Annotated in this window: 33 protein-coding genes; 5 read left to right on the forward strand and 28 right to left on the reverse strand. The window is 28.8% G+C overall.

The features are described 5' to 3' along the window. Positions 1-117: 117 nt before the first annotated feature. From L3B96_RS20855 to L3B96_RS20880, 6 genes are all read right to left on the reverse strand, one after another. Positions 118-1,473 (reverse strand): PFL family protein, encoded by a 1,356-nt coding sequence (locus L3B96_RS20855; RefSeq protein ID WP_012058568.1) that lies wholly within the window; start codon positions 1,471-1,473, stop codon positions 118-120. A gap of 12 nt (positions 1,474-1,485) precedes the next feature. Continuing rightward, positions 1,486-1,755: an ACT domain-containing protein gene (locus tag L3B96_RS20860; protein WP_012058567.1), complete on the reverse strand. Its 270-nt coding sequence runs from the start codon at positions 1,753-1,755 to the stop codon at positions 1,486-1,488. A 212-nt stretch (positions 1,756-1,967) separates the two neighbouring features. After that, entirely contained in the window at positions 1,968-2,882 is a 915-nt protein-coding gene (locus L3B96_RS20865) for a polysaccharide deacetylase family protein (protein WP_171781052.1), read from the reverse strand. A 495-nt stretch (positions 2,883-3,377) separates the two neighbouring features. Then, on the reverse strand, positions 3,378-4,328 hold the full coding sequence (locus L3B96_RS20870) for an IS982 family transposase (RefSeq protein ID WP_238948469.1): 951 nt from the start codon (positions 4,326-4,328) through the stop codon (positions 3,378-3,380). Positions 4,329-4,650: 322 nt separating this feature from the next. Then, complete coding sequence (locus L3B96_RS20875; protein WP_012058565.1) at positions 4,651-4,956, reverse strand: hypothetical protein; 306 nt, start codon at positions 4,954-4,956, stop codon at positions 4,651-4,653. Between the two features lie 318 nt (positions 4,957-5,274). Then, on the reverse strand, positions 5,275-5,781 hold the full coding sequence (locus tag L3B96_RS20880) for a hypothetical protein (RefSeq protein WP_012058564.1): 507 nt from the start codon (positions 5,779-5,781) through the stop codon (positions 5,275-5,277). Positions 5,782-6,095: 314 nt separating this feature from the next. Between L3B96_RS20880 and L3B96_RS20885 the strand changes: the two genes are divergently transcribed. Next, positions 6,096-6,275, forward strand: coding sequence for a hypothetical protein (locus L3B96_RS20885; RefSeq protein WP_238899883.1), 180 nt, complete (start codon positions 6,096-6,098; stop codon positions 6,273-6,275). Between the two features lie 95 nt (positions 6,276-6,370). On the opposite strand, the gene L3B96_RS20890 is transcribed toward L3B96_RS20885, so the two are convergent. The 8 genes from L3B96_RS20890 to L3B96_RS20925 all read right to left on the reverse strand — a co-directional run bounded on the left by L3B96_RS20890 (position 6,371) and on the right by L3B96_RS20925 (position 10,161). Continuing rightward, the gene (locus tag L3B96_RS20890) at positions 6,371-6,601 is read right to left on the reverse strand and encodes a hypothetical protein (RefSeq protein ID WP_012058563.1); all 231 of its coding nucleotides are present in this window, start codon (positions 6,599-6,601) and stop codon (positions 6,371-6,373) included. Positions 6,602-6,751: 150 nt separating this feature from the next. After that, positions 6,752-6,913: a hypothetical protein gene (locus L3B96_RS20895; RefSeq protein WP_012058562.1), complete on the reverse strand. Its 162-nt coding sequence runs from the start codon at positions 6,911-6,913 to the stop codon at positions 6,752-6,754. 269 nt (positions 6,914-7,182) lie between these two features. Further along, positions 7,183-7,389 (reverse strand): alpha/beta-type small acid-soluble spore protein, encoded by a 207-nt coding sequence (locus L3B96_RS20900; RefSeq protein WP_012058561.1) that lies wholly within the window; start codon positions 7,387-7,389, stop codon positions 7,183-7,185. A 209-nt stretch (positions 7,390-7,598) separates the two neighbouring features. Continuing rightward, positions 7,599-7,787, reverse strand: coding sequence for a hypothetical protein (locus L3B96_RS20905; RefSeq protein WP_023976614.1), 189 nt, complete (start codon positions 7,785-7,787; stop codon positions 7,599-7,601). 393 nt (positions 7,788-8,180) lie between these two features. Next, the gene (locus L3B96_RS20910; RefSeq protein WP_065416484.1) at positions 8,181-8,411 is read right to left on the reverse strand and encodes a hypothetical protein; all 231 of its coding nucleotides are present in this window, start codon (positions 8,409-8,411) and stop codon (positions 8,181-8,183) included. Between the two features lie 338 nt (positions 8,412-8,749). Next, on the reverse strand, positions 8,750-8,923 hold the full coding sequence (locus L3B96_RS20915; protein ID WP_167595043.1) for a hypothetical protein: 174 nt from the start codon (positions 8,921-8,923) through the stop codon (positions 8,750-8,752). A gap of 358 nt (positions 8,924-9,281) precedes the next feature. Next, complete coding sequence (locus L3B96_RS20920) at positions 9,282-9,512, reverse strand: hypothetical protein (RefSeq protein WP_012058560.1); 231 nt, start codon at positions 9,510-9,512, stop codon at positions 9,282-9,284. Between the two features lie 196 nt (positions 9,513-9,708). Continuing rightward, positions 9,709-10,161 (reverse strand): Lrp/AsnC family transcriptional regulator, encoded by a 453-nt coding sequence (locus tag L3B96_RS20925; protein ID WP_012058559.1) that lies wholly within the window; start codon positions 10,159-10,161, stop codon positions 9,709-9,711. Positions 10,162-10,865: 704 nt separating this feature from the next. Between L3B96_RS20925 and L3B96_RS20930 the strand changes: the two genes are divergently transcribed. After that, positions 10,866-12,296 (forward strand): aspartate ammonia-lyase, encoded by a 1,431-nt coding sequence (locus tag L3B96_RS20930; RefSeq protein WP_238948470.1) that lies wholly within the window; start codon positions 10,866-10,868, stop codon positions 12,294-12,296. A 146-nt stretch (positions 12,297-12,442) separates the two neighbouring features. Here the strand turns inward: L3B96_RS20930 and L3B96_RS20935 are convergent, their stop codons facing one another. The 3 genes from L3B96_RS20935 to L3B96_RS20945 form a co-directional block, all read right to left on the reverse strand. Then, positions 12,443-13,075: a DUF6304 family protein gene (locus L3B96_RS20935; protein WP_238899882.1), complete on the reverse strand. Its 633-nt coding sequence runs from the start codon at positions 13,073-13,075 to the stop codon at positions 12,443-12,445. A 142-nt stretch (positions 13,076-13,217) separates the two neighbouring features. Further along, positions 13,218-13,577 (reverse strand): hypothetical protein, encoded by a 360-nt coding sequence (locus tag L3B96_RS20940; protein WP_238899881.1) that lies wholly within the window; start codon positions 13,575-13,577, stop codon positions 13,218-13,220. A 176-nt stretch (positions 13,578-13,753) separates the two neighbouring features. Next, positions 13,754-14,299 (reverse strand): phosphatase PAP2 family protein, encoded by a 546-nt coding sequence (locus tag L3B96_RS20945; protein WP_238948471.1) that lies wholly within the window; start codon positions 14,297-14,299, stop codon positions 13,754-13,756. Positions 14,300-14,631: 332 nt separating this feature from the next. Here L3B96_RS20945 and L3B96_RS20950 point away from each other — a divergent pair, with 332 nt between their 5' ends. Continuing rightward, a complete protein-coding gene (locus L3B96_RS20950) occupies positions 14,632-15,021 on the forward strand; it encodes a hemerythrin family protein (protein ID WP_017209316.1) in 390 nt (129 codons plus the stop codon). 173 nt (positions 15,022-15,194) lie between these two features. Here L3B96_RS20950 and L3B96_RS20955 read toward each other — a convergent pair whose 3' ends face one another. Beyond that, positions 15,195-15,650 (reverse strand): N-acetylmuramoyl-L-alanine amidase family protein, encoded by a 456-nt coding sequence (locus L3B96_RS20955; RefSeq protein ID WP_238948472.1) that lies wholly within the window; start codon positions 15,648-15,650, stop codon positions 15,195-15,197. A gap of 278 nt (positions 15,651-15,928) precedes the next feature. Between L3B96_RS20955 and L3B96_RS20960 the strand changes: the two genes are divergently transcribed. Then, positions 15,929-16,336: a secondary thiamine-phosphate synthase enzyme YjbQ gene (locus tag L3B96_RS20960; RefSeq protein WP_077830037.1), complete on the forward strand. Its 408-nt coding sequence runs from the start codon at positions 15,929-15,931 to the stop codon at positions 16,334-16,336. A gap of 94 nt (positions 16,337-16,430) precedes the next feature. Here L3B96_RS20960 and L3B96_RS20965 read toward each other — a convergent pair whose 3' ends face one another. The 10 genes from L3B96_RS20965 to L3B96_RS21010 form a co-directional block, all read right to left on the reverse strand. Next, complete coding sequence (locus L3B96_RS20965; RefSeq protein ID WP_012058551.1) at positions 16,431-16,634, reverse strand: heavy metal-associated domain-containing protein; 204 nt, start codon at positions 16,632-16,634, stop codon at positions 16,431-16,433. A gap of 292 nt (positions 16,635-16,926) precedes the next feature. Continuing rightward, the gene (locus tag L3B96_RS20970; RefSeq protein WP_077856917.1) at positions 16,927-17,493 is read right to left on the reverse strand and encodes a nitroreductase family protein; all 567 of its coding nucleotides are present in this window, start codon (positions 17,491-17,493) and stop codon (positions 16,927-16,929) included. Positions 17,494-17,506: 13 nt separating this feature from the next. After that, the gene (locus L3B96_RS20975; protein WP_012058549.1) at positions 17,507-18,187 is read right to left on the reverse strand and encodes a GTP pyrophosphokinase family protein; all 681 of its coding nucleotides are present in this window, start codon (positions 18,185-18,187) and stop codon (positions 17,507-17,509) included. A 215-nt stretch (positions 18,188-18,402) separates the two neighbouring features. Beyond that, on the reverse strand, positions 18,403-18,924 hold the full coding sequence (locus tag L3B96_RS20980; protein ID WP_023976619.1) for a 3D domain-containing protein: 522 nt from the start codon (positions 18,922-18,924) through the stop codon (positions 18,403-18,405). A gap of 485 nt (positions 18,925-19,409) precedes the next feature. After that, entirely contained in the window at positions 19,410-20,174 is a 765-nt protein-coding gene (locus L3B96_RS20985; protein WP_238948473.1) for an endonuclease/exonuclease/phosphatase family protein, read from the reverse strand. A 91-nt stretch (positions 20,175-20,265) separates the two neighbouring features. After that, entirely contained in the window at positions 20,266-21,402 is a 1,137-nt protein-coding gene (locus L3B96_RS20990) for a 5-methyltetrahydropteroyltriglutamate--homocysteine S-methyltransferase (protein WP_238948474.1), read from the reverse strand. 121 nt (positions 21,403-21,523) lie between these two features. Next, positions 21,524-22,642, reverse strand: a complete 1,119-nt coding sequence (locus L3B96_RS20995; protein WP_238948475.1) for a 5-methyltetrahydropteroyltriglutamate--homocysteine S-methyltransferase — start codon at positions 22,640-22,642, stop codon at positions 21,524-21,526. Between the two features lie 20 nt (positions 22,643-22,662). Beyond that, positions 22,663-23,595 carry a LysR family transcriptional regulator gene (locus L3B96_RS21000; RefSeq protein ID WP_238899876.1) on the reverse strand — a complete coding sequence of 311 codons (933 nt, stop codon included), beginning with the start codon at positions 23,593-23,595 and terminating at the stop codon, positions 22,663-22,665. A 131-nt stretch (positions 23,596-23,726) separates the two neighbouring features. Then, positions 23,727-23,909: a DUF1858 domain-containing protein gene (locus tag L3B96_RS21005; RefSeq protein ID WP_077840636.1), complete on the reverse strand. Its 183-nt coding sequence runs from the start codon at positions 23,907-23,909 to the stop codon at positions 23,727-23,729. Between the two features lie 191 nt (positions 23,910-24,100). Next, the gene (locus L3B96_RS21010; protein WP_012058542.1) at positions 24,101-24,754 is read right to left on the reverse strand and encodes an HAD family hydrolase; all 654 of its coding nucleotides are present in this window, start codon (positions 24,752-24,754) and stop codon (positions 24,101-24,103) included. 192 nt (positions 24,755-24,946) lie between these two features. Here L3B96_RS21010 and L3B96_RS21015 point away from each other — a divergent pair, with 192 nt between their 5' ends. Beyond that, positions 24,947-25,492 (forward strand): NADH peroxidase, encoded by a 546-nt coding sequence (locus L3B96_RS21015; protein WP_017209325.1) that lies wholly within the window; start codon positions 24,947-24,949, stop codon positions 25,490-25,492. The last annotated feature ends 16 nt before the right edge of the window (positions 25,493-25,508 follow it).

The raw sequence follows: 25,508 nt of genomic DNA on the forward strand, positions 1-25,508 counted from the left end.
TACACCTCGATATTACAAAAGAAAAGATTTCTATAATTGCTTATTTTAGAAATAATATGGAATATGAAATAAGACCTAAAGATAATTAATATCTTGTAGGTCTTATTTTTGTGTTTATTAATTTTTGAATGAATGTATAGGTGCAGGAATTCTTCCACCTCTTTGAGCAAATAATTCTGACGATTTACCATTTACCTTCATTACAGGTGCTCTACCCAATAATCCACCGAACTCCACCATATCACCGATTTCACAACCTGGTGCTGGTATAATTCTAACCGCTGTAGTCTTATTATTTATTACTCCAATCGCAGCTTCATCAGCTATCATTCCTGCAATTGTAGATGCTGGAGTATCTCCAGGAATTGCAATCATATCAAGGCCAACTGAGCATACACATGTCATTCCTTCTAATTTCTCTAAATTTAATGATCCACTTATAACAGCATCAATCATACCTGCATCTTCAGATACTGGAATGAAAGCTCCACTTAAGCCTCCAACATGGCTACATGCCATAACTCCACCTTTTTTAACTGCATCGTTAAGCATAGCAAGCGCTGCAATTGTACCATGGGTTCCAACTTGTTCTAATCCTATTTCTTCTAGAATTTCTGCAACCGAGTCACCAACGGCTGGCGTTGGAGCTAAAGATAAGTCAACTATACCAAAAGGTACATCTAATCTTCTAGAAGCCTCATTAGCAACTAATTCTCCCATCCTTGTAACTTTAAATGCAGTTTGCTTAATTGTTTCAGCAACAACATCAAAAGATGCTCCTCTTACTTTCTCAAGTGCTCTCTTAACAACTCCTGGTCCGCTTACGCCAACATTTATAATTCTCTCGGCTTCTCCAACTCCATGGAAAGCTCCTGCCATAAAAGGATTATCTTCTACTGCATTTGCAAATACAACTAACTTAGCGCAGCCAAAACCTTTTTGATCTTTTGTAAGTTCTGCAGTTCTCTTTATAACATCTGCCATATCTCTTACAGCGTTCATGTTTATTCCTGATTTTGTACACCCTACATTAACTGACGCACAAACTTTTTTTGTTACTGCTAAAGCTTCTGGAATTGAACTTATTAAAATCTTATCACCTTTTGTACAGCCTTTTTGAACTAATGCTGAAAATCCTCCTAAGAAATCTATTCCAAGAGTCTCTGCTGCTCTATCTAAAGTTCTTGCAAATTCAACATAGCTAGTTTCATTAGTAGCTCCAGCAATTATTGACATAGGAGTTATTGAAACTCTTTTATTTACTATTGGAATACCAAATTCTGTTTCTATTTGCCTTCCAACCTCTACTAAATGCTCTGCAGATTTTGTAATTTTATCATATATCTTAATTCTAGCTTTATCTCCATCTGGATCTATACAATCAAGCAAGGATATTCCCATTGTTATAGTTCTAACATCAAGTTTTTCTTCCTCAATCATTTTTATCGTTTCAAGTATATTATTAGTATTCATAAGCCCCTCCTATTATAGTGAATGCATTGACTTAAATATTTCTTCTCTTTGAATCTTTACTTCTACCCCAAGTCTTTCACCCTCTGCTGTAAGTCCTGCACGAACTTCTTCAAAAGTCGCATTCATATCTTTGCAGTCTAATACCATTATCATGGTAAAAAAACCTTGCATTATAGTTTGATTAACATCTAATATATTGATACTATATTCTAACATTTTCTGACTAACCCCTGCTATAATACCAACTTTGTCCTGCCCAATTACTGTTAATATTGCTTTCATGCTTATCTACTCCATTCATAAGTTATTTTTAAGATCCTTATTAAAAATATTATCCAATTCTAATTGAATTGGATAATATACAATAAGCATCTTTATTGCTCTCTTTATTCTATAATTTATATTATATTTTGTCAATTTTAAGAGAACGTTTTGTAAATATTTTTTCTTTTCGTTCGGATTTTTCTAAATATCACTTAAAAGAAAATTTCACATTACTTCTTTAAGTTCTTTAATACCTTTAGAATGTCTTTAGGCTTATATGTATAATCTACACATATTCTATTTAGCTCTGCAGAATTATCATCTCTGTCAGCGTATCCTCTTTCAGTAGTAAATCCCATTGAATAACCAACTTCACTAAAAGCTTTCTTAGTATCATCATTATATTTTCCTTCTGGATAAGCAATCGAAATTATAGGCTTATTAATTAAACTTTCTAACTTTTCCTTAGAATTTTTTAGTTCTTTTAATTGTTCTTCATACGACATAGTCGGAAGATCAATATGAGACACTGTGTGAGACTCTATATCAATTATTCCACTACTACTCAACTCTTTAACTTGGTCAGTAGTTAGATATCCATCTCTATCTAAATAACTTTGTATAACAAAAATCGTTGCATTCATATTAAACTCTTTTAATATTGGAAATACATTAGTGTAATTATCCCTATATCCATCATCAAAGGTTAGAACAACACTTTTTTCTGGAATAGCCTTGTCCTTAGAAAGGTAATCATTAAGTTGAGCCATTGTTAATGTCGTATATCCATTATCTTTAATAGCTTGAAGCTGTGTTCTAAATTTATCCTTTGAAATAATAATAGGGCTTTTTACTGAAGGATCATCATTTATAGAATGAAAACAAATTACCGGCACGCCTCTATTATCATTTATTAACGGAACTTCCCCAAACTCTTTTTTCTCATCCTCTGATGGGTTTTCGATAACATCTTTTTTATCACTATTTGGACTAGTAGCCATATTAGCAAAAGAATTTATTCCTTTATTAATCCCAATAAAAGCAATTATTCCAATTACAACTAAAAGTGATACTATTTTAACTAATTTTATAGAATTACTTCTCCTGCTATTATTAAATCTTTTTCTATTCTTTTTTTCTTTCATAATATATCTCCTTATAATATAAAGCATAAATGTATCTTAAACTTTATTTTTTATAGTTACAAATTTAATTTTATTCATATATAATTTCTTTCATATTTAGCCTATATGTATCACAAAGTTCACCCGCTTTTACTTGTAACCTTCACTATTTTCAATATACTTCACAAAAATTACAATTTATAAATAAAATTTCATATAAATTATAGCACACAAGGCAACATTTATAAAATATGTATATATTAAATCCTAAAATATATTATTTACAAATAACTTAAACCTATAAATAATGGCTATTTCAATTATATTGCAATAATAAATTTATGCTTAATACTCTAGCATGCAGATCACTTCAATTAAGAACTCAACACAAAAATCCAATTGTTGCATATATATTTAATTACTTTTTTATAATTTAACGCGTTGTGCTAATTTTTGTATTGCAATTATTGTAGTATAAAAATGCGCAAAATATCCTTGAGTAAAATTTAATAAATTTTAACCAAATGCAAGATGTTTAATTTGAGCTATATGAATAGTATTTCCTGTAATTGCATTTAGTACAAATGATATATTATGAGTAAGTATTTTTAGAGTAATTCTCAGCATTAACCCCCACTTTGACTTAGCTAGAACTCTTGCAATATTAAATTGGCCAGCTAATTGAGAAAAACTAGTTTCAACTCTCCGACGCGCTTTTGATAAAGCGTTACGAAGTCGTTTTTCTAGTGGTGTTCTACTATTTTTTCTCTTCAGCGATAAAAACAAGATTTCTTTTTCTTTAGCTAATGATACTTTAAGCTCATTACCGATGTATCCTTTATCAGCGAGTATCTTTATATTGGTGTTTGTTTGAATGAGTTCGAATACAGCATCTCTATCATCAGTATTAGCAGTCGTTAAAAGAAAATCTGTTATGAAACCATCAGTAGTAATTAAAGCGTGAAGTTTCAATCCAAAATAAGTTTCCTTTTTTGAAGCGCAATAACTATAAGTTGATATGTCCTTGAATAATTTACTAAAGTAGGCTCTTCCGGATTTGCATACTGGAATAGGCATACTGTCAATAATTCTGGTATCATCATCACTAAATATTGGCAGACTTGAAAAGTATCTTTGGATTTCTAAAATTACTTTGTATAAATTTCTTTTGGTTCTGTTAAATCTTGTTCTATCGCAAATATTAGGAAATAAATCTGAATAATTCTTTTTAACAAAATAGAACCAAGCTTTTTCAGAATCAATTGTAAGGGCTTCGCCTACGATACTAATTGTTATTATTTCTGAGTCTGAGAGCTTAGATTCAGAAATATTTCTTCTATTTTTGATGGATTCAGGAATTACTTCATTGTAAACATCATCGATTAACACAAAAGAAACTGTAAAAAAATCTTTTAAATTAGCAATTTTTTCAGTATTATAATAAGTGAACTCTAACATTTTAATCATCTCCTTATTATACTTTTAGTGTTAATTTAATTATAATTGGGATGATTAAATTTTGTTAGAGTTTTTCTTTATTAAATTTTAACTAGCACAACGCGTTAATTTAACAAAAAAATTAAGGTGAGATAGTAAATACAATTATAAAATTTACTATCTCACCTTAATTTTTATTTAGGCATATTAATGAAAATAACAAGTATAAGATACCAGTCCTATTCTTCTTTTACACGTAGGTATATTAATCTAATAGCAAAATTACTATGACAATCTGCTGACGCAGAATAATAGGAAATGGTCTTAGCAGATGGACTTATTATTTTTCCGATTATGCCTTATCATTATTTTTAGCACTTAATTTCGTAGTACTTAAATGTTCAGCTGATATTCTCTCTGTGTTCTTAGATTTTTTATAATCATTTGAAAAATATATTATTAGACTCTCATCATTACTTTCCGCATTAACTTGATATGCTACATTTTGTACGTACCCATGGATGAAATCATCTTTGCTAAAAAACAAATTAATCTCTGTACCTACTTTGGTAATGACATTTATTATATCCTTCAAATCTTTAGATTCTTTTGTAAAAACAATATCATCACTTTCTACAAGACAAAACTCAACCTTCATAGCTTCCACCCCTTTCTGTTACTAAAATTATATAAATTAAGAATTATTATTTCAATATCTAAAATCTAGGGATTAGACTTATGAATAGCAATTAGCTTATGAAAGTAATATTATACTTACTTATCCGTTCTATAATTTAATATTTACGTATGTATATGTTGCAATTAAATTTCTACATTCTAGTTTTTAATTTAACACGTAACTTACCAGGATTTTAAATATAAATTTATTATTGCATCATATACATATCTCAAAATTTTTCTTACTAAAAATATCTTAATTTTAAGTATCAGTTAATTATACATACCCAAAATGATTTTAAACTAATGCTCTAGACATGCTAACTAATGCTTTAGTTGAATATTTTCTATTAAATTCACTTACTCTAATATTAAATCCACTATATGGCATACTTTTCTGTTCTAAGACATCATCTCTTAACATTTTAGATAATCTAATATCAAGTTCAACTTGTCTAGTATCTTCTAAAACTCCTGTCCCCGAATTAATAATATATATATTAAGAGAGAAGCCCTCAGTTTCTGTAACTTCTTCTAATTCAACGGAATTTTTACACATATGTATAGAGTACGGAACTTCTATCCATTGGTGATTACCAAACCTGAATAACATTATAATAACATTATCTTCTTTGAAATATCCGTATTTCAGATCACCTTTTATAATAGCTTGTCTAGATTTTTCTGTAAATTTCGTAGTATAAATCAATAAATTGCACCCATTTTTATTTATATCGAAACTTATTCCTTCTGGATACCTTGTAATACCATCCTTAAATGGTTTACCTACCTCAAACAATTCCACAAATTTCGCCCTCCTTTTTAATATACATTTAATTATACTTTATTTTGTCTGAAAAATCAAAAATAAGTTAACTTAATTATGCAGTTCAGAAAACTATGTTGCTTTTCATATATTTAGTAGTAAAGCTAAATTCTGTTACCTTAACATATAATCTAATTAAGAAGGTGAACTAATGAAAAAATTATTGTTTATAACTTGGAATATAAAAGGAAGCATTTGAAACTGTTGCAACTCTTTGCTTTAATGATGATAAACCTTTTCTAAAATACAAAGATCGATTTAACGTAGTAGATGCTTTTGAAAAGAACAATTATGTGCCTAAGTTATATACACATGCCAATTTATGTTCTCACACAGACAGTTCAACCCAGATAGTACCATTATTGAAACGCATGGAACGCATGAATAATATTGATAACTTTAATAATATTGAAATAATCTTACGCTATGAGCCAGAAAAAGGACATTATAGATTAAATATTCCAGATATATAAAATTCTAGGAGAAGCTTGATATTCAAAGATAGCCTTAAATAAGCAAAGAAAATTGTGTATAGTGGCATTTTCTTCGCTTATTCTTCATTAGAAAATTAACCTATATCGTTTTCTTTTAAGTAATACTTTCCTTGTCTCCAAACAAGTATGTCACTATTCACCATTTGATTTAAGGCTCCAACTAAGAAAATATTTATTTTAGTTAGGGTTCCATTTTTAAAATATACCTCTGGCTGAAATTTTTCATTGGTGTGTATTTCTTCAAATGTCAACCCATCATTTTTATTTTTAAACATTGTTAATATCTCTTTTTTACCGTCTAACATAAGTCTCCCTCCTTTATATATAATTAATTATATATAATCAAAAGAAATATATAACCAATTATATAAAAAAGAGGAAATTATTTTTAGATTTTATACGTAACATATAATAAAATTATGTATATATTAATATATGTAAATTTAAATATTAGATTAAATCACCTTTAAATTCGTCACTCTTGCTAAAGTTGGAACATCATCTTCTTCTCCATCTATTACAACAACAGCGCTATGTTCTCCCATCAATTTAATTACAGTCCCTGTCTTACCTTTATTATCATTTTCTAAAAATTCAACTCTATCATTTATTTTCATTATAGTCCCTCCATATTTTTTATAATATTTTTTTCTAATATTAATTATATCATATTTCATGGTTCATATTGTTTAATTTATAAAGAATGTGATATGCCCTAATTTAGTTTATACATCTTTCCTTAATTAATCCTAGTTTATTAGAACATTAGACATATGTTCATTGTAGCAATATATGTTATTAACTGTTTTTAACATATAAACTAATATACATTCTTATATTAAAAAGCACTCATAATTCTATGAGTGCTCTTTTGTATAATTATTTTTTATAACCCTTGTTCGTAGCTTTCTATCATTCTTTTTACCATTTCTCCACCAACGCTACCATTTTGCCTTGAAGATAGGTTCCCTTTATCGATGTTTTCATAGTTTTGTAATCCAATTTCTGATGCAACCTCAGTTTTTAATCTGTTTAAACCTTGCTTTGCTTCAGGTACTAATGTTCTATTGTTTCCACTATTATTTGATGCCATTTGAATCTACCTCCTTTTATTTTAATTTTGTTTGGCAGTAATATATTAACCAATAACACAAAATATAATCTATAAAAATATTAACAAAAATAGTATTGATAGCTTGTATTAGTTAATATTACTGTATGTCCCTAAGTACTAAGTAAATTTACTTACATGTTATTCATTGATATATTCGCCTAAAGCAGAAATATTCTTGTATTAACGCTTTATTTACTATTATTTAATGTTTTTATTATAAACTCATTCAATATCTCATCAAATTTCTGTTCAATTTTTTTATTCCTGTCTACATGTGCCTTATAACCTCTAACTACATTAAATATTACACCTATAACTATGAATAACAAAAAGAAATTAATCAGCAGTAAAATTAATAAATTATAGTCGAATTTCATATTGCCCTCCATAACGCATCCATATATTAGTCCTATAATATTACCAGACAATATAGATGTATATGAGCAATATTTAATTATATTCGTATCTAGCATATATTTTTTGCTAATTTATTTAGCAAAAGCATTTATATTCTTTCTAGTACTCTTATAGATAACCCGACTAAGACCTGAACTTATGCATATAACTCGCCAAAATCATAAATATTTTGTTCCGAAAAGCTATAAAAATATCGCTGAAGGTTCTAAGCAGCAGGTTGTAGCTAATTTCAAATAAAGATATACATTCAAATTGAAGTTCTATATTCCAGCCTTAATTGAATATTTAACTTTTTTAAATAAAAAAGGCGCCACAATAAAAAGTAGCACCTTTCATAAAATTATCAATTATTCCTAAGCTTCTTTAACATTATAAAGATTGTATTTCTCGCTGTCCCTTCTATAATAATCGCAAGAAACCTTTGCAGTACAATAAGCTGATGTACAAATTGTGATTTCTTTTATAGCTTCTCTAGTAGCCTCCATTGCCTTTCTTTTATAAAAGCAGTTCGATTCGCTTTTGCACCATGAACAACTTTCATCATTATACTCTTTTACTAAACCTTTAAATTCATCTTTAACCATTTAAAACCTCTCCCTTATTTAGATTATTAATTTTATAAAGGCTATATTAAATTTCCTTGTTCTAGCTCTTTAAATTATCTTTTCATTTTACTTAAACACAACTTCTAGTGTTTAAATTTAAGTATATTATTCATTTCGGCGATACATACGCATAAGTCTAGATTATAGCTGATTTATCTATATATGTATCCACATTAATATATTTATGAAAATTTCTTATACTTATGTCTATATATTTTGTTTTCCACCATGCCAACCAAATGTAATAAACAAACTAATACTATAAACTCTAAAGGATAGTAAGTAATATTAATATCACTTACTATCCCCCGTCAATATTACTGAACCCGTAAAAATTCCTCATAAGTTTCTATATTATCTTTTCTATTTGTATCCTTTAACCATTTATCATACCTCAAAATGGATTTTTCTACTGTTTCCAATCTTAATTTGCCTTTATTTTTTCTTGTAAAGTCTGCATAATATATGTTTATTTTAATTATATTCCCCATCCATTCTCATCCCCTCTAATATTCTATAGAATACAATTAAGTTGGTAAAATTTGTGTAGCAAATTCCGAAGAAAAAATTTAAATTAAGTGTTAATTTTATAAGTATTTCACTTCTTATACTGTAAATGTTATCACAACATTCAAACTTTAAAAATGCTTTTTACTCTAAACGCACAAATCTGACTATAAAACAACAATATTTTTGCTTTAATTCTTTTTGTTGTGAAAAAATAGCATTATTTATACACATAACAAAAAGCACCTATAAATTTAGATGCTTAAGACTTTGATATTTATGTTATTTTATATAGCATATATGTAAACCCTCTTATTTTGAGGGTTTGTACAAATTTCTGTTTTATTCCCATTCAATAGTTAATATCTCGAGTTCTCCTTCTTTAAGAGAAACTTTATATCCATCAGTAATTAACCATGTAGCCAAATCTGTAACCATGTTTTTTCGAAGCTCATCTCTTTTACTTATGGCAAAAACGGCTGAAACTTTATTGACCCCCGATTTTTTACCTTGCTCAATGTTTCTCAATATTATGTTCTTATTTTCGTTTAATTTTTCTTCATATTCACTCACAATATTTCCTCCCTCCAACTCGACATATATATAATTCCCAAATTATTTTCTTATAGAAACTTTCCTTGACATATATTTATACTATTACAATTCTATGATATAGACCTCCAAATTATTCTATATTTTATGTTGTAATAATAAAAACTGTTCTAGATATAAACCATGTTTATATCTAGAACAGCCTTATTTCTTAAATCTATTTATCACCAATTTCTGATGTCACATCTATTCCTCTATGTTCAACTGCTGTAGAGAACACTATTTGAGTTTCCGTATTTCCAAACTTTTGTAATTCTCCAATAAAGGCATCTAATTCTAAAGTTGTGTGATAAGCAACCTTTATTAACATGGAATACTTGCCTGTTACGCAATTGCACTCAAGTACATTTGGGCAATTTGATATAAAAGGATAAAACTCAGGTTTCTGCTTAGGCGTCATTTCCAAATTAATAAACGCCTTAATATTATAGCCTAACTTTAGTGGATCAACGTGTGCAGAATATCCTGTGATAACACCTGCTTGTTCCAATTTTTCAATACGTGCTGATACTGCGGGAGTTGATAAAAACACTTCCTCTGCTAAATGCTTTAGTGGATAACGAGCATTTTCTTGTAGAAGTTCAATAATCTTAAAATCAATCTTGTCCATATACTATACCTCTGTCTCCTTATGAATTAATTATAATAGCAAAATTAAAGAATAAAAAAACATATCAAATAATCCTAATAGCTTCTGATTATTGATACGCCCCTTTGCGCTTTATTATTAAATTTTCAGCAATCTATTCTTCCTTTATACTTATTCAAATTGCCTATCTGTTATATTTATATTTTAAGGTGATTATTAGAAATTTACAAGTACTTTTTGAGGTTTTGATTTAAAAAATTAACTTTATATTTTAGCATAAACTATTATACCGCTCGTATATTCCATTTTTTTCCTTATTAATTCTCAATTTTTATACTATTTTATTGTCTTTATGAATTTTTTCTTATTATTAAGTAAAACATTATCTATAATTTTAGCAATATCACGAATTTATAAATATAATTTAATACTTATGTTCGCATTTTATTTAAAATTTAAGACTTAATAAAATTAAGCATTTTTATATCTACTATAATTTTATTTAAGTGTATTATGCTAATTTTTAGCTTTTATTCACAATTTTGTTTCTAATATTTACATTGATTTTAAAGCGTGATAATCTTCAGTCATAGAGATTAATAAAAAAAATAACGGTAGATATATCTTGATTATAAATTTATCTTTTGTTGTTAGAAATTATTTTAAGTAATCTATTATTTTAAATTTTCGAAATGATTTAAGTTATGAAAGCGAGGAATTTTTAAATGAAAACACGTATGGAATCAGACTCAATAGGAACTATGGAGGTACCAGCTAGTGCATATTATGGCATTCAATCATTAAGAGCAAAAAACAATTTTCCTATTACTGAAAGAAAATTAAATAAGGAATTTATAATTAGTCTTGCTGAAATAAAAAAAGCTGCTGCTATTACAAATAGAGATGCAAATTTCTTAACTTCAACGATTGCCAATGCTATAATAAATGCTTGCGATGAGATTATTTGCGGAAAATTACATGAAGAATTTATAGTAGATTCAATTCAAGGAGGCGCAGGAACTTCTGCTAACATGAATGCTAATGAAGTTATAGCTAATCGTGCAATTGAACTCCTTGGAGAAATTAAAGGGAGTTATAATGTTGTACACCCAAACGATCACGTAAATATGGCCCAATCTACTAATGATGTATTCCCTACAGCCGGAAAACTTACAGTTCTAAAAATGCTTCCAAAAACTATTGCAGAGCTTCAACGTTTATATAATACTCTTAAATTAAAATCGCTAGAATTTAATAATATAATTAAAATGGGACGTACTCAACTTCAAGATGCGGTTCCAATTAGACTTGGACAATCATTCAATGCTTTTGCATCGATGATAAAACGTGATATAGAACGCTTAAAAAAGGCTGAAAAAGATATGCTTGTTCTAAATATAGGGGGCACAGCTATTGGTACAGCAATAAATGTGAGCCCTGAATATTTTCATAATATAACTCCTAATTTAAGAAAAACTTGCGGTCTTAATTTAACTCAATCAAATGATTTAATTGATGCGACTCAAAATCTTGACTGTTTTGTAAGTGTATCAGGACTTCTAAAAACATGTGCAGTTAATCTATCTAAAATGGCAAATGATTTAAGACTGCTATCTAGCGGACCCAAAACAGGTTTTGCTGAAATCAACCTGCCTTCAATGCAAAATGGTTCTTCTATTATGCCTGGTAAAGTTAATCCTGTTATTTTAGAAGTAGTCTCACAAGTCACATTTAACATTATAGGTAATGATTTAACAATAACTATGGCAGCAGAAGCAGGTCAATTAGAGCTTAATGCTTTTGAACCTGTTCTATTCTATAAATTGTTTGAGTCAATAGAAACGCTTCAAAATGCCACTACAACTTTAGTTGATAATTGTATTCTAGGTATTACTGCTAATGAAGTAAGATGTAAAGAACTCTTAGACAATAGTGTTGGAATTGTAACAGCACTTTGCCCATACATTGGATACCAAAATTCCGCTGACATTGCAAAAGAATCATTAAAATCAGGAATTTCCGTAAAGGAACTTGTTCTAGCAAAAGGTATATTAACTTCTGAGGAATTAGAACAAATTTTAGATCCAAATTTAATGACACAATTGAATTCTTCACTAACACTAGAATCAAAGGAAAAAATAAATCAAGCAATATAATTTTTAACTCTTGGTATAATTTTAAAAAATTTGGATTATACTATTATATGAACATGATTTTATGAATCGTGGTATTAACCAAAAAGAGATAGCACATCTTATATGCGCCATCTCTTTTTTATATTATTATACATAAATATGACTGATTAAATCTTACTTAAACAATATTCATTGAATATATAAGTAATTGGATACTTTTTAAGTCCATTAAAAGCATCTCTACTTCTAAAATCAGAGGATTCCAAACAAAAAGATTCGCTAGAAACACTTTCATCATCATCTTCTTCGAAATTTCTAAAACAATAAAAATCATTTTCTTTATTTGCTTCAATAGAATATACACCAAGCATACATGAAAAATCAGATTCCATAGTATATTCTTTAGGCAATTTTTTCTTAATTTTATATAATAATTCTTGCAAATTATATCCTTCAACAGTATAAGATTTTCCATCTAGATCGAGCGAAAGCATATTATTATAAGAATTTCTCTGTCTCTTAATGAATAATATAGATTCTTTCACACATTCCTCACCATCATATGTCATTATTAATGGAATTCTCACATCCATAACATATTCTATTAATTCATCATCCTTTAAATAGAAAAGTTGTTTATGCTCATTAGGTCTCTTAGTATAAAAATCGAAATCAAAATGATCATCATAAAAGACGCAATCTCTTATATTAAATTGAAGTCCCCCTTTTAGAAAGTATAGTTCTGCCTGCTCACAGCCAAAATTATCAGTATATATAGCAGAATATTTTACCTTGACCATATAATATTTAATATCCCTCCCCAATTTATTTTTCTCATATCCCATTATAATTTAAAGTAAAGAATTTAAATTATAATAAAAAACCACCTTTCTATATTACCACATTTAACCACAAACAGCAAAGATTATTATCTATGTACTTTTAATTATAAATAAAATTTTTATTTTGAGGTTCATAGAAAGATAGTTCATGTTTTTGAGCTAATTCCTTTATCAAATCGCTTACATGATCAGCCTTGCTAAATACACAAGACATAATAATGTGTCCTTCTGATTTATCAAAAGTTACACTCCATGGGCATAAATCTAAATCCCCAATTTCCTCTTCACTTATATCATCAATTTCAGGATGCTTAGCTGTTAATTCTTCATAAAAATCTTGTATTTTTTGTGTAGGACCAATTAACGAAGTATCTCCTTCGCATAGTCGTTTATATAGAATTTCTGCATCCTCTTTATTTTTTACAACATTGCAGTGCCATACCGCACAATCCCAACTCACATTCTTCCCCCTTTGTAATAAGCTCAAGTATCATTTTCGCTAATTTGCTTTTATAATAATCTTCCTCATAATTATTATAATGTATATCTCTAATTTTCAAAATAATAATTTACTAATAATAAGAAATTATTTTCAAAGTTATTAAATATGGGTTTCGGAATCAATAGTAACTTGGTTTAACTCAAAATAGAACTTAATGCTCTTTTATTAAATGCTGCAATAACTAAATTACCTATTAAAAGCCCAATAACCATCCCTGCAAAAACATCTGATGGATAATGTACATATAAGTATAACCTTGAAAAGCCTATTAATGTGCTTAGAGTTAATGCAAGTATCCCAGCTCTCTTATTCATATAATTAATTACAGTTGCTGGTGCAAATGAACACATAGTATGGCCTGACGGAAAAGAAAAATCTGTTGGCAGCTTCATATGAATCATATTTAATATTGGTTCAGCATTAAAAGGACGAGTTCTGGCTACTAAAGGTTTTAAACCTAAATTTCCTACAATAAAACATAATATCAAAGAACATATTATCATAATACCATACTTCCTATATTCTTTTCCTATTATAAGTATTAAAGCAATAAACGTCCATATAGTAATTTTACTTCCAAGAATAGTTATTAGTGGCATGATCTTATCTAAAACGGGAGTCCTCATATGGATTTGTATAAATTCTAAAATATTATTATCTATGTTCTGAATCACTTCCATAAATTCCAATTCCTTTTCTCATTTATTTTTCTATAGTTTTTGTATTGCAATAGCAAGTTTACGTTTAAGATATTAATCAAAAAGAGACCAATTAATCTTAAAATGTAAAAACTCAAGTGCAATATATAGTTTATATTGATAATTGCTGTAAATTTTTCTAATACTACTGTATCATTAATTTAGCATGATTTATATAGTTTCTTATATATACCAATGCTATTTACTCTTATTGATAAGAATTATCTTTATCCCTAATCTAGAAAATTTTACAAAAGTGATATATAATTGTTTTATATGTAATTATACAATTATAAGAAAGAAGGTAACATTTAATGTATGAATTTAAAGAAGAATTTAAGACTGGAATTGATTTTATTGACGAACAGCACAAAGTTCTCTTCGAAATAGCAGACAAAGCTTACAATCTACTAAAAAATGATTTTACAACTGATAAATATGATAACATATTAGAGTTAGTAGATGAGCTACGCGACTATACATCATTCCATTTTAAAGCAGAAGAAGAATATATGAAGAAAATTAACTATAAAAGAATGTTCACTCAAAAGATAGAACATGACGCTTTTATAAAAAGAATTAATGAAGTAGATTTTAGGAGTATTGATGAAAATCAGAATGAATCGATTTCTACTCTATTACAGCTTTTAAATGATTGGTTAATTGAACACATCTTTGAAAACGATAAGTTGATAGGTCAATAAAGCTCCAATTTGGCATTTTCTAGGACAAGCTTTAGATATAGAATTATTATATAAAAAATACTATCTCTCAATGTTTTTTACTAATACATTTTGAAATAGTATTTTTTATTTTTTCAAATTTTTACAGATTGGTAATTTCACTTTATATCTCTAAGATACTTTATTTCAACTATCTATCCTTCCTCCCATGCCCCATCTGGTCCTAAATAATAAGTTCCAATATATATGTCCTTAACCATTACTCCAGAGGGATTTAAATAATATAAATTTCCATTATATCTAAGCCATCCTGTCACCATTTCTCCAGAACTATTTAAATAATACCAATTCCCTCTATTTTGAATCCATCCACTCAGCATTTTTCCTGTAAATGTGTCTAGATAATACCACTTGCCTTCACTTTTAAGCCATCCGGTTTTTGCCATACCGTTTTCATCTAAATAATACCAATTATCTTTGTATTTATACCAACCAGTATTCTGTTCAGGACCACTATAATATCTCCAGCTATTGTTTACATATACCCATTCCCCATTTGCCTTTACATCATAAATTAATTGAAATGCAAATACAATACTTAATAAAGTGCTTAACATTAATATATATTTAAAACTAATAGTTTTTATCATTTTCTTATCCTCTCCAAATCAAAAATCTATATCTACTATTATTTTTATTAACATAATTTATAAAATAGACTTAAAATTTTGAAATAAAAAAATTCAATTACTCTGCTGTATATATGATGAAATTAAGTTTCCACACTCTACTCCTAATTAATTATCTGGTTCATTAGAATCTAAAATCTAAGTCTATTATTGCAATATAGATTTATAAAATTGTTTATATATTTACATAACTGGTATATTATAATATTATGTAAAAACAATGTTAAGGAGGCTTTATTATGTCAAATTTATTTAAACACTCCCTCGAAATTAAACCTAGACAATCTATGGTTGATATAACTTCTTATATAAGAGAAGATATTAAAAACAGTAATATTAGAAATGGAATCATAGTAGTTTATTGCCCTCATACTACAGCTGGAATAACTATAAATGAAAATGCAGATCCAGATGTAGTTAGCGATTTAATATATGGTTTTGAAAAAATTTACCCAACCACAGATCCGAATTATAAGCATTTTGAAGGAAATTCACATTCTCATCTAAAATCTTCAACAGTAGGTGCTTCACAAACTCTTATTTTAAATAATGGCAATCTAATTTTAGGACGATGGCAAAACGTATATTTTTGCGAGTTTGATGGTCCTAGGGATAGAATGTTTTATGTAAAAATAATAGAAGGCTAATCCTGGTTAAATTTTATATTTACATAAAAATTAAAGAGGAATGTAAACCTAAATACATTCCTCTTTAGCAACAAATCTAAAAAAATATTTTCTTTTATCTAGCATCATGTCCTGTATTCTCTATACAGCTTTTAATTTCTTCTACTGTTGCAGGAGCATTATATACTACTTCAACACTTCCACGTGCAAGATCTACACAAACCTTATCTACACCTTGGATTTTTTCCAGTGCATTTTTAACTTGTGTTTTCATATTTTCATTTGCTAATCCATCAACATTATAATGTATTCTTTCCATATATACTATTCTCCTTTTTCTACAAAGTAACAAGTATAGTATGTTCAAAATCACACTATTATATCAATATTTTTTAAAGAAAATCCACTCATATTTGTTCGCTGGATACTCAAAGAGTAAGTAACCATAATCAAATCATAGATGCTTACAGAGAAAGTTCTGCACCTATAAATTAAACAGCTATTCTGCAATTAAGAACCCTTCACTTATAGCCAAATACAAGATTTTGATCATCACTTTTGAAATGTCTGCTTAACTGATTCACATCAAATAACAGATTCGAGTTCACTACTTATAAAATCAAATCATCCAATGTTCTTTTTGGAACATGATGTACTTGTTTGTCATCTCTCCAATACTTTACATCTCCAGATTCATTTATATTTTCTATAACTACTTCTTCTTTAGGATAACCAAGAGCTACTACCAAGGAAATTTCAAATTTTTCATCTAAATTTAGTTCTTCTCTTAGATTCTTTCTATCTATATTTCCTATAATGCATCCGCCCAAATTATTTTCAACAGCTCCAAGTAACATACTTTGTACTGCTATGCCATCATCTTGCGGCGCACCTTGGCCAAGACTCGTATCCTTTAGTACTACTATATAAGCACTTGGTTTTTCGCCTTCTTTAGGACCATCCCAATCCTTATAGTAACCTGCCCAAAATATGCATTTACTTATTTTTTCATTTTGTTCTTTTTCATTTGATAAAATATACCTTAATACTTGTTTATTAGCTCCTGATGGTGATAGCCTCGCTAAATCCACCAAGTCTCTTAAAGTATTCATATCAATGCTCTTATCCTGATAAAACCTCCTATATGACCTATTTTTCAATACAAGCTCTTTTATCATTTTAACAAACCACCTATCTTAGTTTTTCTACCTTTCTTTGTATATCCTGCATCCTCATATCTGTAGATGCTATAAGCTCCGCACATTCCTTTAAGTCTTGCGTAATATGCAGCGGTCCATCTCCAGATGTCTTATAATATAATTTATGCTCAAGGCTAGCCCAAAAGTCCATAGCTATCGTTCTAATTTGAACTTCAACTCTGACTGGCTCCACATGATCTGAAAAAAATATTGGAACCTCTATAACTAAATGAAGACTTCTATAGCCATTTGGCTTAGGACTGTTTATATAATCTTTTTCTTCAATTAGTGTTATATCATCCTGTCTTATTAGCATATTGGCGATATCATATATATCCCCTACAAAAGAACAGATAACTCTAATTCCCGCAATATCATTTAAATTCTTTTTAGCAGATTCAATACTCATTTCGAACCCTTTACGTTTAAGTTTATCCATAATACTGCTTGGAGTCTTCACTCTAGATTTCATGTATTCAATCGGATTCCTCTTCCTCTTTATCTTAAGTTCATCATCTAAAATATCTAATTTAGTCTTAACTTCCTTTATTGCTGATCTATAAACAAGTAACGTTTCATTCATCTCTTCTATTCTTTCTTCAACTAATTCTGGTGATATAATGTTTTCTCTACTGTCCCAAAATATTTGATCATTTTCTTTTGATTGACCCATAAGCCTATTGTCCCCCTTAGTCTAAAAAAGACTCTTCTTAACAAAATATATGTAATATATATTGCAATTCACAATTATAACTAAAATTCTTGTAATATTTTTTAGAATTATGATAAAGGACTATTTTTACAATATATATATTCTATTTTTTTCTTGCTTTATTTCCTCATACTAACATAATTTTAATTGAATATTAGAAAAACTTCAAGCTACTATTATTTTATTAAATAAACTGTAGTCTTTTTTCTTCCAAATTCCTTGACTTGCTCATGGGTTGGAAGCCACACATCTATTATATAGGTGCCATCGCTTTTAACTTTAACTGCGCCACCTCTATCTTCTGCATCAAAAATACCGTCATCTTTGTAATCTTTTAAATCCGGAATATATATTTTACTTCCTAACGGAATGTTTTTAGGTACAGCTATAGTTCCAACTCTAGTATGAGTCTGCATTGCAGTTTCTGAGCCCCAGGCTTCTGAACATATAGCGCAATTACAGTAGGCTGTTAATTCTGCTTTTATCGGCACTTTAGGTGCGGCAGTTAATACTTTTTCTATGCTCTCATTGTTATTAGTAGTATTCACATTTACATCAGAGGGCTTCTTATCTTTTCTAGCTATTAAGCCGCTGTAATTTATTTCTCCAAATGTTACTTTACAATAAGCTGCAAGCCCACCTAAGACAATTGCTAAACATATGTATGTTACGCATACACATTTCTCTAATTTCGACAATAAATTTATTCTCCTTTATATTAATAATATATTTTTTTATTTTATTTTTAATTTATTTACAATATATACTATTATATAATATTTTTTCTTCACTTTAAAGTTAATTGGGGTATTATGTATTTATATCCAGTATAATCAACAAAATATAATTTCAACTTGTTAATTTACTAAAAATCCCATAACAACAAAATCTCCGCCGGCTGTGTAGCTTGAGATTCCACTATAATATAAAATTCTAGAGAAGTAAAAAAATCGCAGGCGACTGTTGTTAAGTTCCGTATTGTGCATATAAGAACATTTTATGTAGGCGAATATGATTTATTTTCTTAATCATATTTTTACAAGCCAACATCCTCTTAACCATTCATATAACTAGCTTTCAAAATTCAATTTTTTTATACTTTCCTAGACAATAAAAAAACTTGGATTCATAATCTTAGAATTCCAAGTTTTTTTACTAATGCTTTATTTCAATTTTTATATATTTAATTTATTACTATATCTGCCATTAAAGGGTAATGATCAGAGGGATACTTCCCGTTATCATTATATTTAATTATTTCAGCATTAACCACATCTATTTCCTCCGATACAAATATATAATCTATATGAAGCCCTTTTCCTGACCTTTTGAAATTTCCTATTGTAGATTCATTATATAAACCCATGTTTACGTCTTGTACTGGTAATAATTTTTTACTTGATATTTTCCCCTCTTTAAGACTTTTAATCAACTTACTATTAGGTCTATCATTAAAATCTCCCATTAGTATAACAGGAAGTTTTTCATCTTCTATAAATTCTAGAATTTTTCTTAAACCATACATTCTTGCCTTTGGAAGCAGATTATCTAAATGAGTATTACAAACCCTAACTCTTCTTCCATTATCCATTTGTAAAATGGCTGTTGTGCAAATTCTTGGAAGATATGAGTACCATACGCGGCTTCCTATCTTATCTGGAGTTTCAGATAGCCAGAAAGTTTTATAATCTTCAATTAAATAATTTCTAGAGATTAATAAACTGTTCCTTTCGGAAGAAACTTTTTTCCCTCTTGGAGCTCCAATAATATTATATCCCTCAATATTTTCTTTAATATCATTAAGCATATTATCTTTAATTTCCTGAACCCCTATTATATCGCATTTATACTCATTTATTACGTTATAAATTAAGCTCCTTCTAGTATTCCATCTATCATTAAAATCTATAGGAACATCGCGTCTTAAATTAAAGGTCATTACTCTCATTTGAATCCTCCTTCTAATTTGCTTTTTATCTTTCAAATTAGCCTATAAATATAATTATATTATACTCACTTAAGGAAGAAATCATATATTTTTATTTCCAAATTTCTTCTGAAATTTCTCTTACTAACTTTATCTTATTCCATTGCTCCTCTTCTGTTAGAATATTTCCCTCCTCAGTAGAGGCAAAACCACATTGTGGACTTAAGCAAACTTGGTTAATATCTACGCATTTTGTTGCTTCTCTAATTCTTTCTCTAACTTCTTCTTTATTTTCTAATATTCCTGTCTTGGAACTTATTAACCCTAAAACTACTTGTTGATTTTTAATAAACCTTAATGGTGCAAAATCTCCTGCACGATCTGTATCATACTCTAGATAAAATCCATCTACATTTACAGTTCCAAAAAGAATTTCTGCTACTGGTTCATATCCGCCAGATCCTGCCCATGTTGAATTATAATTTCCACGGCAAACATGCATTGTAATAACCAAATCTTCAGGATGATCTTCAATTGCTAAGTTGTTTACCTTTGCGTATAGTTTAGCAATATCATTTGTATCTACGCCTTCTTGTTGTCTAGCTTCCCAATATTTTTTATCACAAAGCATACCCCAAGTACAATCGTCAAGTTGAAGATTTCTGCAACCTTCGTTATAAAATGCTTTAATAGCTTTTTTGTAAGCATTTGCAATATCTAAAATTAGCTCATCTATGTTTTTATAAATAGATTCTGTAATCTCCTTATTTTCACCACGTTGAAGTTCTGCAAGAAATTGTGCTGGTGCTGGAATAGTCTGTCTAGCAATTACATCATCTCCCGAGATACTCTTTAAAAATTTATAATGTTCAACCATCGGATGATTACTAAAATCTATTTTTCCTGTTAATGTGGCTGTTTCTGCTCTAGTTTCTAGCCCATTAAATTTATAACCTGTTTCTAGTACACGTTTTCCTACCCCATCTAATCCCCACATAAAATCAAGATGCCACCATGAGCGCCTAAATTCTCCATCTGTTACTGCTTTAAGTCCAAGTTCCTTTTGTTTTTTCACTAATTTTATTATTTCTTCATCTTCTATTCTTCTTAATTCATTACTTGAAATTTCTTGATTTTGAAATTTAGCTCGCGCCTCTTTAATAACCTCTGGTCGTAAAAAACTTCCTACAATATCAGCCCTAAATGGTGCAACACTTCTTTGTTTTGCATTTTTAAATTCTATACTCATTTTTTTAATCCCCCTTAATTGCCTTGCTTTATTCTTGAAATCAGTATAGCATGTTTAACCTCATGTAAGGTAACTTCAAAAAACTATTACCAGCTATAATTTTTTCCTATAGCAAACAAATTCACTTCCAAATTTCATTAGCTGTTTCGATAACAAGTTTAATTTTCTCCCATTGTTCTTCTTCAGTAATTATATTTCCCTCTTCTGTTGATGCAAAACCGCACTGTGGGCTTAGGCAAAGTTTATTAATATCTACATATTGAGAAGCTTCTGCAATACGATTTTTTAATTGCTCTTTACTTTCAAGGCCTCCATGCTTTGTTGTTACAACTCCCAATACAACAAACTGATCATTTATAAATCTTAGCGGCTTAAAATCTCCGCATCTTTCACTATCGTATTCAAGAAAGAATCCATCCACCTTAGCATTAGAAAATAATTCTTCTGCAATAGGTTCATATCCACCTGATGCAAATCCTATTGAATGTAGATTCCCACGGCAAACATGCAAAGTTATGATCATATCTTCTGGTTTTTCTTTAATGCTCTCATTTATCAATCTTACATAATTCTTTGAAAGAGCTTCTGGGTCAATTCCCTGACTTCTAAAATAACTTCTGTGTCTTTCACTACATAGGGTTCCCCACGCAGTATCATCAAGCTGCAAATAACGACAGCCTGCATCGTAAAACTCCTTTATTGCAGATTTGTAAACACTAATAATGTCTTCCATCAGCTCTTCATCACTACTATATACATTATTTTTATTGTGACTTTGAACAAAATGAAATAGAGATGGTGATGGAATAGTAAATTTAGCAATATTTTGATCTTTAACAATGCTATTTAAATACTTAAAATGCTCTAACATTGGATGCCTATTAAATCTTATCTTATCAACAATTTGAAAGCTTTCAGCTTTTGTTCTAGATCCCTGAACACTTCCTCCTTGATTTAATATTATTTTCTTTGTACCTTCAATTCCAACAAAAAAATCAAGATGCCACCAAGATCTCCTAAACTCTCCATCAGTAACAGCTATTAATCCTATTTCTTTTTCCTTTTCTATAAGCTTCCTTATTTCTATATCTTCAACATTTTTCAGCTCTTCAGCATTTATCTCTCCACTATTATATTGTTTCCGTGCAATCTTAATTTCATCAGTTCTAAGAAAACTTCCAACTATATCATATCGAAAAGGTGGACTATTTCTCTTTGTACCTATAATCTCATTACTCATATTTTCCTCCATTTAAACTGCTATAACAGATAATAATTTAAGTCTAAATAATTTGTTGAAATAATTTCGTTTAAAATCTCAATGTAGCGCATTGTTATTTTATTAAGCTTAATATCCTTATGGGCTATCCATCCAACTGTGAAAATTTCATCACATTCTATTGGTATTGCTTTAAGTTTGCTTTCATCAAAATCAGAGTCTATAAATCCTGTTCCAATTGTATAACTATCTGTACTGGTTAATAAAGTTGAAAGTGTTGCTCTATCAATAACTTTAATACTTTTCGGAACATTAGTCATGTTCATCATTTCTTCTGAAAAATTAAATGAATTATTAATTCCCTGTTCAAATGTTATATAAGTAAATTCTAACATCTCATTAGTAGTAACACTTTCTTTAGTAGAAAGAGGATGATTGTTACTTATGATTATATGTGGGTTTGCATTAAAAAGCGGAGTGAATTTCAAATTACTATCACTAAAAATTCTATTCATAACCTTAGAGTTCACTTCATTAATATATAAAATCCCAACATCACTACGAAGAGTTTTTACATCATCTATTATTTCATATGTCTTTGTTTCTCTTAAATTAAACTCATACTGATTTGTTTCAATTTCTTTTAAGAGTTTTGTAAATGCATTTACAACAAAAGCATAATGCTGAGTTGACACAGAGAAATGCATAATCTTTTCTCTTCTTCCATGATAGCGGTCCTCAATAAATTCAGCTTGTTCACTTATTTGGCGAGCATACCCTAAGAATTCAATCCCATCTGAAGAAATGCTAATTCCTCTATTTGTCCTCTCAAATATTACAATTCCCAGTTCACTTTCAAGTTCTCTTATTGAATTAGATAGACTTGGCTGAGATATAAATAATTTTTTAGCTGCCTCGTTTATTGACCCGTACCTTGCAATTTCAAGAGCATATTTTAATTGTTGCAAAGTCAATGTTTTTCCCCCTTTCAGCTAAAATCCTTTATTTGATATTATAATCTAGATTTTATGATTTATAAATATCTATGATTTTCTTTACACAAAAAAGGACCGCTTAGTTTTAAGCAGCCTTTCTATTAAGTATATTATTTATTTAATTGTTCTAATAATTCTTCTAAATTTATTCCATGAACTTTAACTGCATCTTCAATTGTTTCAGCTTGTGCAGATGGGCATCCAACACATCCCATTCCAAAGCTCATTAAAATTTGTGGTGCATTTTCCTTTATACGAATTACTTCTCCTATTGTTAAATCCTTAGTTATCATGTTGACATTCTCCTCTCATATATCTTAATAAGTTATCTTTTAAGTTTTTATTGTTTATCTTTAATCTTATTATAATGTTTATTCCACATTACTTCTGTAACTGATGTTACAATAAAATTAATTTTTATATTTCTTTACTGAGTATTAAAGGTATCAACATAATTATTCTTACATAACTGATTTATAATTTTTTAAAGAAGAATATTCAATAGTTCTTCTGTATCCTTAACTATATATTCTGCTCTAGCTTGGGTTAGTTCAATAACATCTCCAAAGCCATAAAGAACTCCCACTGATTTTATGTTATTTTCTTTTGCGCCGATAATATCATGTTCTCTGTCTCCTACCATGATAACCTTTGATAAGTCTGTAATATTAGCCTCTTGTAAAGCATATTTTATTACATCACCTTTATTTACTCTTGTTTCTTCAAAGTCTGCTCCAGCTGCAAAATCAAAATATTTATCAATTTTAAAATATTGTAAAATTTGCCTTGCATACACTTCTGGTTTTGATGTAGCAAGTACAATTTTTTTATTATTTTTCTTAAGTACCTCTAGAAGTTCTGGTATTCCATCATATAACTTATTTTCATAGATACCTTTTTCAGCAAAATATTCTCTGTATTTTACCAATCCAAGCTGTGCTTTTTCCTCATCGAAGTTATAATATTCTTTAAACGAATCCTTTAAAGGTGGTCCAATAAATTTGTTTAATTCTTTAAGGTCATCAACTAAAATTCCAAAAGACTTTAAAGCATATTGAACTGATTTAGTTATTCCTTCGCCAGAATCAGTAAGTGTTCCATCTAAATCAAATAATATATATTCAAAATTGTTATTCAAGTAAAAATTCCTCCTTGTTTATCACTCTTAACTCACTCCAATAAATTATAACATATTTAGAAAATTATACGACACCTGAATAATTTAATTAATAAAAATTATATATTAATATTTTTGTTTTAATTGGTAATACTATTTTTAAGGTTGTTTAATACCTAAAAAATACAATAATAGTTTATGGAGGAATTTTAAATGAAAAGATTTGTTTGTACTATTTGTGGTTATATCCATGAAGGTGACACACCACCAGACGTTTGTCCTATCTGTAAAGCAGGTGCTGACAAATTCAAGGAAATGACTGACTCATTAAATTTTGCTGATGAACATAGAATTGGTATTGCCGGCGGTCTTAATGATGAATTATTAGAAGGTTTAAGAGCTAATTTCATAGGTGAATGTACTGAAGTCGGAATGTACTTAGCAATGTCCCGTCAAGCTGACCGTGAAGGTTATCCTGAAGTAGGTGAAGCATATAAAAGAATTGCTTATGAAGAAGCAGAACATGCTGCTAAATTCGCAGAACTTTTAGGGGAAGTTGTTGTTCCTGATACTAAATCTAATTTAAGTGCTAGAGTTGAAGCTGAATATGGTGCTTGCGAAGGCAAAAAGAAACTTGCAACCTTAGCTAAGGAGCATAATCTAGATGCTATACATGATACTGTTCATGAAATGTGTAAAGATGAAGCAAGACATGGTAAAGCATTTAAAGGCTTACTTGATAGATACTTTAGCAAATAATATTATAACTAGATTA

This window comes from Clostridium sp. YIM B02569 (assembly GCF_022320765.1).
GTDB lineage: Bacteria > Bacillota > Clostridia > Clostridiales > Clostridiaceae > Clostridium > Clostridium beijerinckii.

Coding starts and splice junctions, on each gene's coding strand:
- L3B96_RS20985 (WP_238948473.1), bottom strand. CDS start 20,174: ATGAGAGTAATGACCTTTAATTTAAGACGCGATGTTCCTATAGATTTT.
- L3B96_RS20960 (WP_077830037.1), top strand. CDS start 15,929: ATGTCAAATTTATTTAAACACTCCCTCGAAATTAAACCTAGACAATCT.
- L3B96_RS20935 (WP_238899882.1), bottom strand. CDS start 13,075: ATGGTCAAGGTAAAATATTCTGCTATATATACTGATAATTTTGGCTGT.
- L3B96_RS20915 (WP_167595043.1), bottom strand. CDS start 8,923: ATGGGGAATATAATTAAAATAAACATATATTATGCAGACTTTACAAGA.
- L3B96_RS20965 (WP_012058551.1), bottom strand. CDS start 16,634: ATGGAAAGAATACATTATAATGTTGATGGATTAGCAAATGAAAATATG.
- L3B96_RS20925 (WP_012058559.1), bottom strand. CDS start 10,161: ATGGACAAGATTGATTTTAAGATTATTGAACTTCTACAAGAAAATGCT.
- L3B96_RS20890 (WP_012058563.1), bottom strand. CDS start 6,601: ATGTTAGACGGTAAAAAAGAGATATTAACAATGTTTAAAAATAAAAAT.
- L3B96_RS20865 (WP_171781052.1), bottom strand. CDS start 2,882: ATGAAAGAAAAAAAGAATAGAAAAAGATTTAATAATAGCAGGAGAAGT.
- L3B96_RS20995 (WP_238948475.1), bottom strand. CDS start 22,642: ATGAGTAATGAGATTATAGGTACAAAGAGAAATAGTCCACCTTTTCGA.
- L3B96_RS20975 (WP_012058549.1), bottom strand. CDS start 18,187: ATGGGTCAATCAAAAGAAAATGATCAAATATTTTGGGACAGTAGAGAA.
- L3B96_RS20905 (WP_023976614.1), bottom strand. CDS start 7,787: ATGAAATTCGACTATAATTTATTAATTTTACTGCTGATTAATTTCTTT.
- L3B96_RS20900 (WP_012058561.1), bottom strand. CDS start 7,389: ATGGCATCAAATAATAGTGGAAACAATAGAACATTAGTACCTGAAGCA.
- L3B96_RS20855 (WP_012058568.1), bottom strand. CDS start 1,473: ATGAATACTAATAATATACTTGAAACGATAAAAATGATTGAGGAAGAA.
- L3B96_RS20970 (WP_077856917.1), bottom strand. CDS start 17,493: ATGATAAAAGAGCTTGTATTGAAAAATAGGTCATATAGGAGGTTTTAT.
- L3B96_RS20860 (WP_012058567.1), bottom strand. CDS start 1,755: ATGAAAGCAATATTAACAGTAATTGGGCAGGACAAAGTTGGTATTATA.
- L3B96_RS20945 (WP_238948471.1), bottom strand. CDS start 14,299: ATGGAAGTGATTCAGAACATAGATAATAATATTTTAGAATTTATACAA.
- L3B96_RS20950 (WP_017209316.1), top strand. CDS start 14,632: ATGTATGAATTTAAAGAAGAATTTAAGACTGGAATTGATTTTATTGAC.
- L3B96_RS21005 (WP_077840636.1), bottom strand. CDS start 23,909: ATGATAACTAAGGATTTAACAATAGGAGAAGTAATTCGTATAAAGGAA.
- L3B96_RS20930 (WP_238948470.1), top strand. CDS start 10,866: ATGAAAACACGTATGGAATCAGACTCAATAGGAACTATGGAGGTACCA.
- L3B96_RS20910 (WP_065416484.1), bottom strand. CDS start 8,411: ATGGTTAAAGATGAATTTAAAGGTTTAGTAAAAGAGTATAATGATGAA.
- L3B96_RS20870 (WP_238948469.1), bottom strand. CDS start 4,328: ATGATTAAAATGTTAGAGTTCACTTATTATAATACTGAAAAAATTGCT.
- L3B96_RS21015 (WP_017209325.1), top strand. CDS start 24,947: ATGAAAAGATTTGTTTGTACTATTTGTGGTTATATCCATGAAGGTGAC.
- L3B96_RS20955 (WP_238948472.1), bottom strand. CDS start 15,650: ATGATAAAAACTATTAGTTTTAAATATATATTAATGTTAAGCACTTTA.
- L3B96_RS20875 (WP_012058565.1), bottom strand. CDS start 4,956: ATGAAGGTTGAGTTTTGTCTTGTAGAAAGTGATGATATTGTTTTTACA.
- L3B96_RS20895 (WP_012058562.1), bottom strand. CDS start 6,913: ATGAAAATAAATGATAGAGTTGAATTTTTAGAAAATGATAATAAAGGT.
- L3B96_RS20990 (WP_238948474.1), bottom strand. CDS start 21,402: ATGAGTATAGAATTTAAAAATGCAAAACAAAGAAGTGTTGCACCATTT.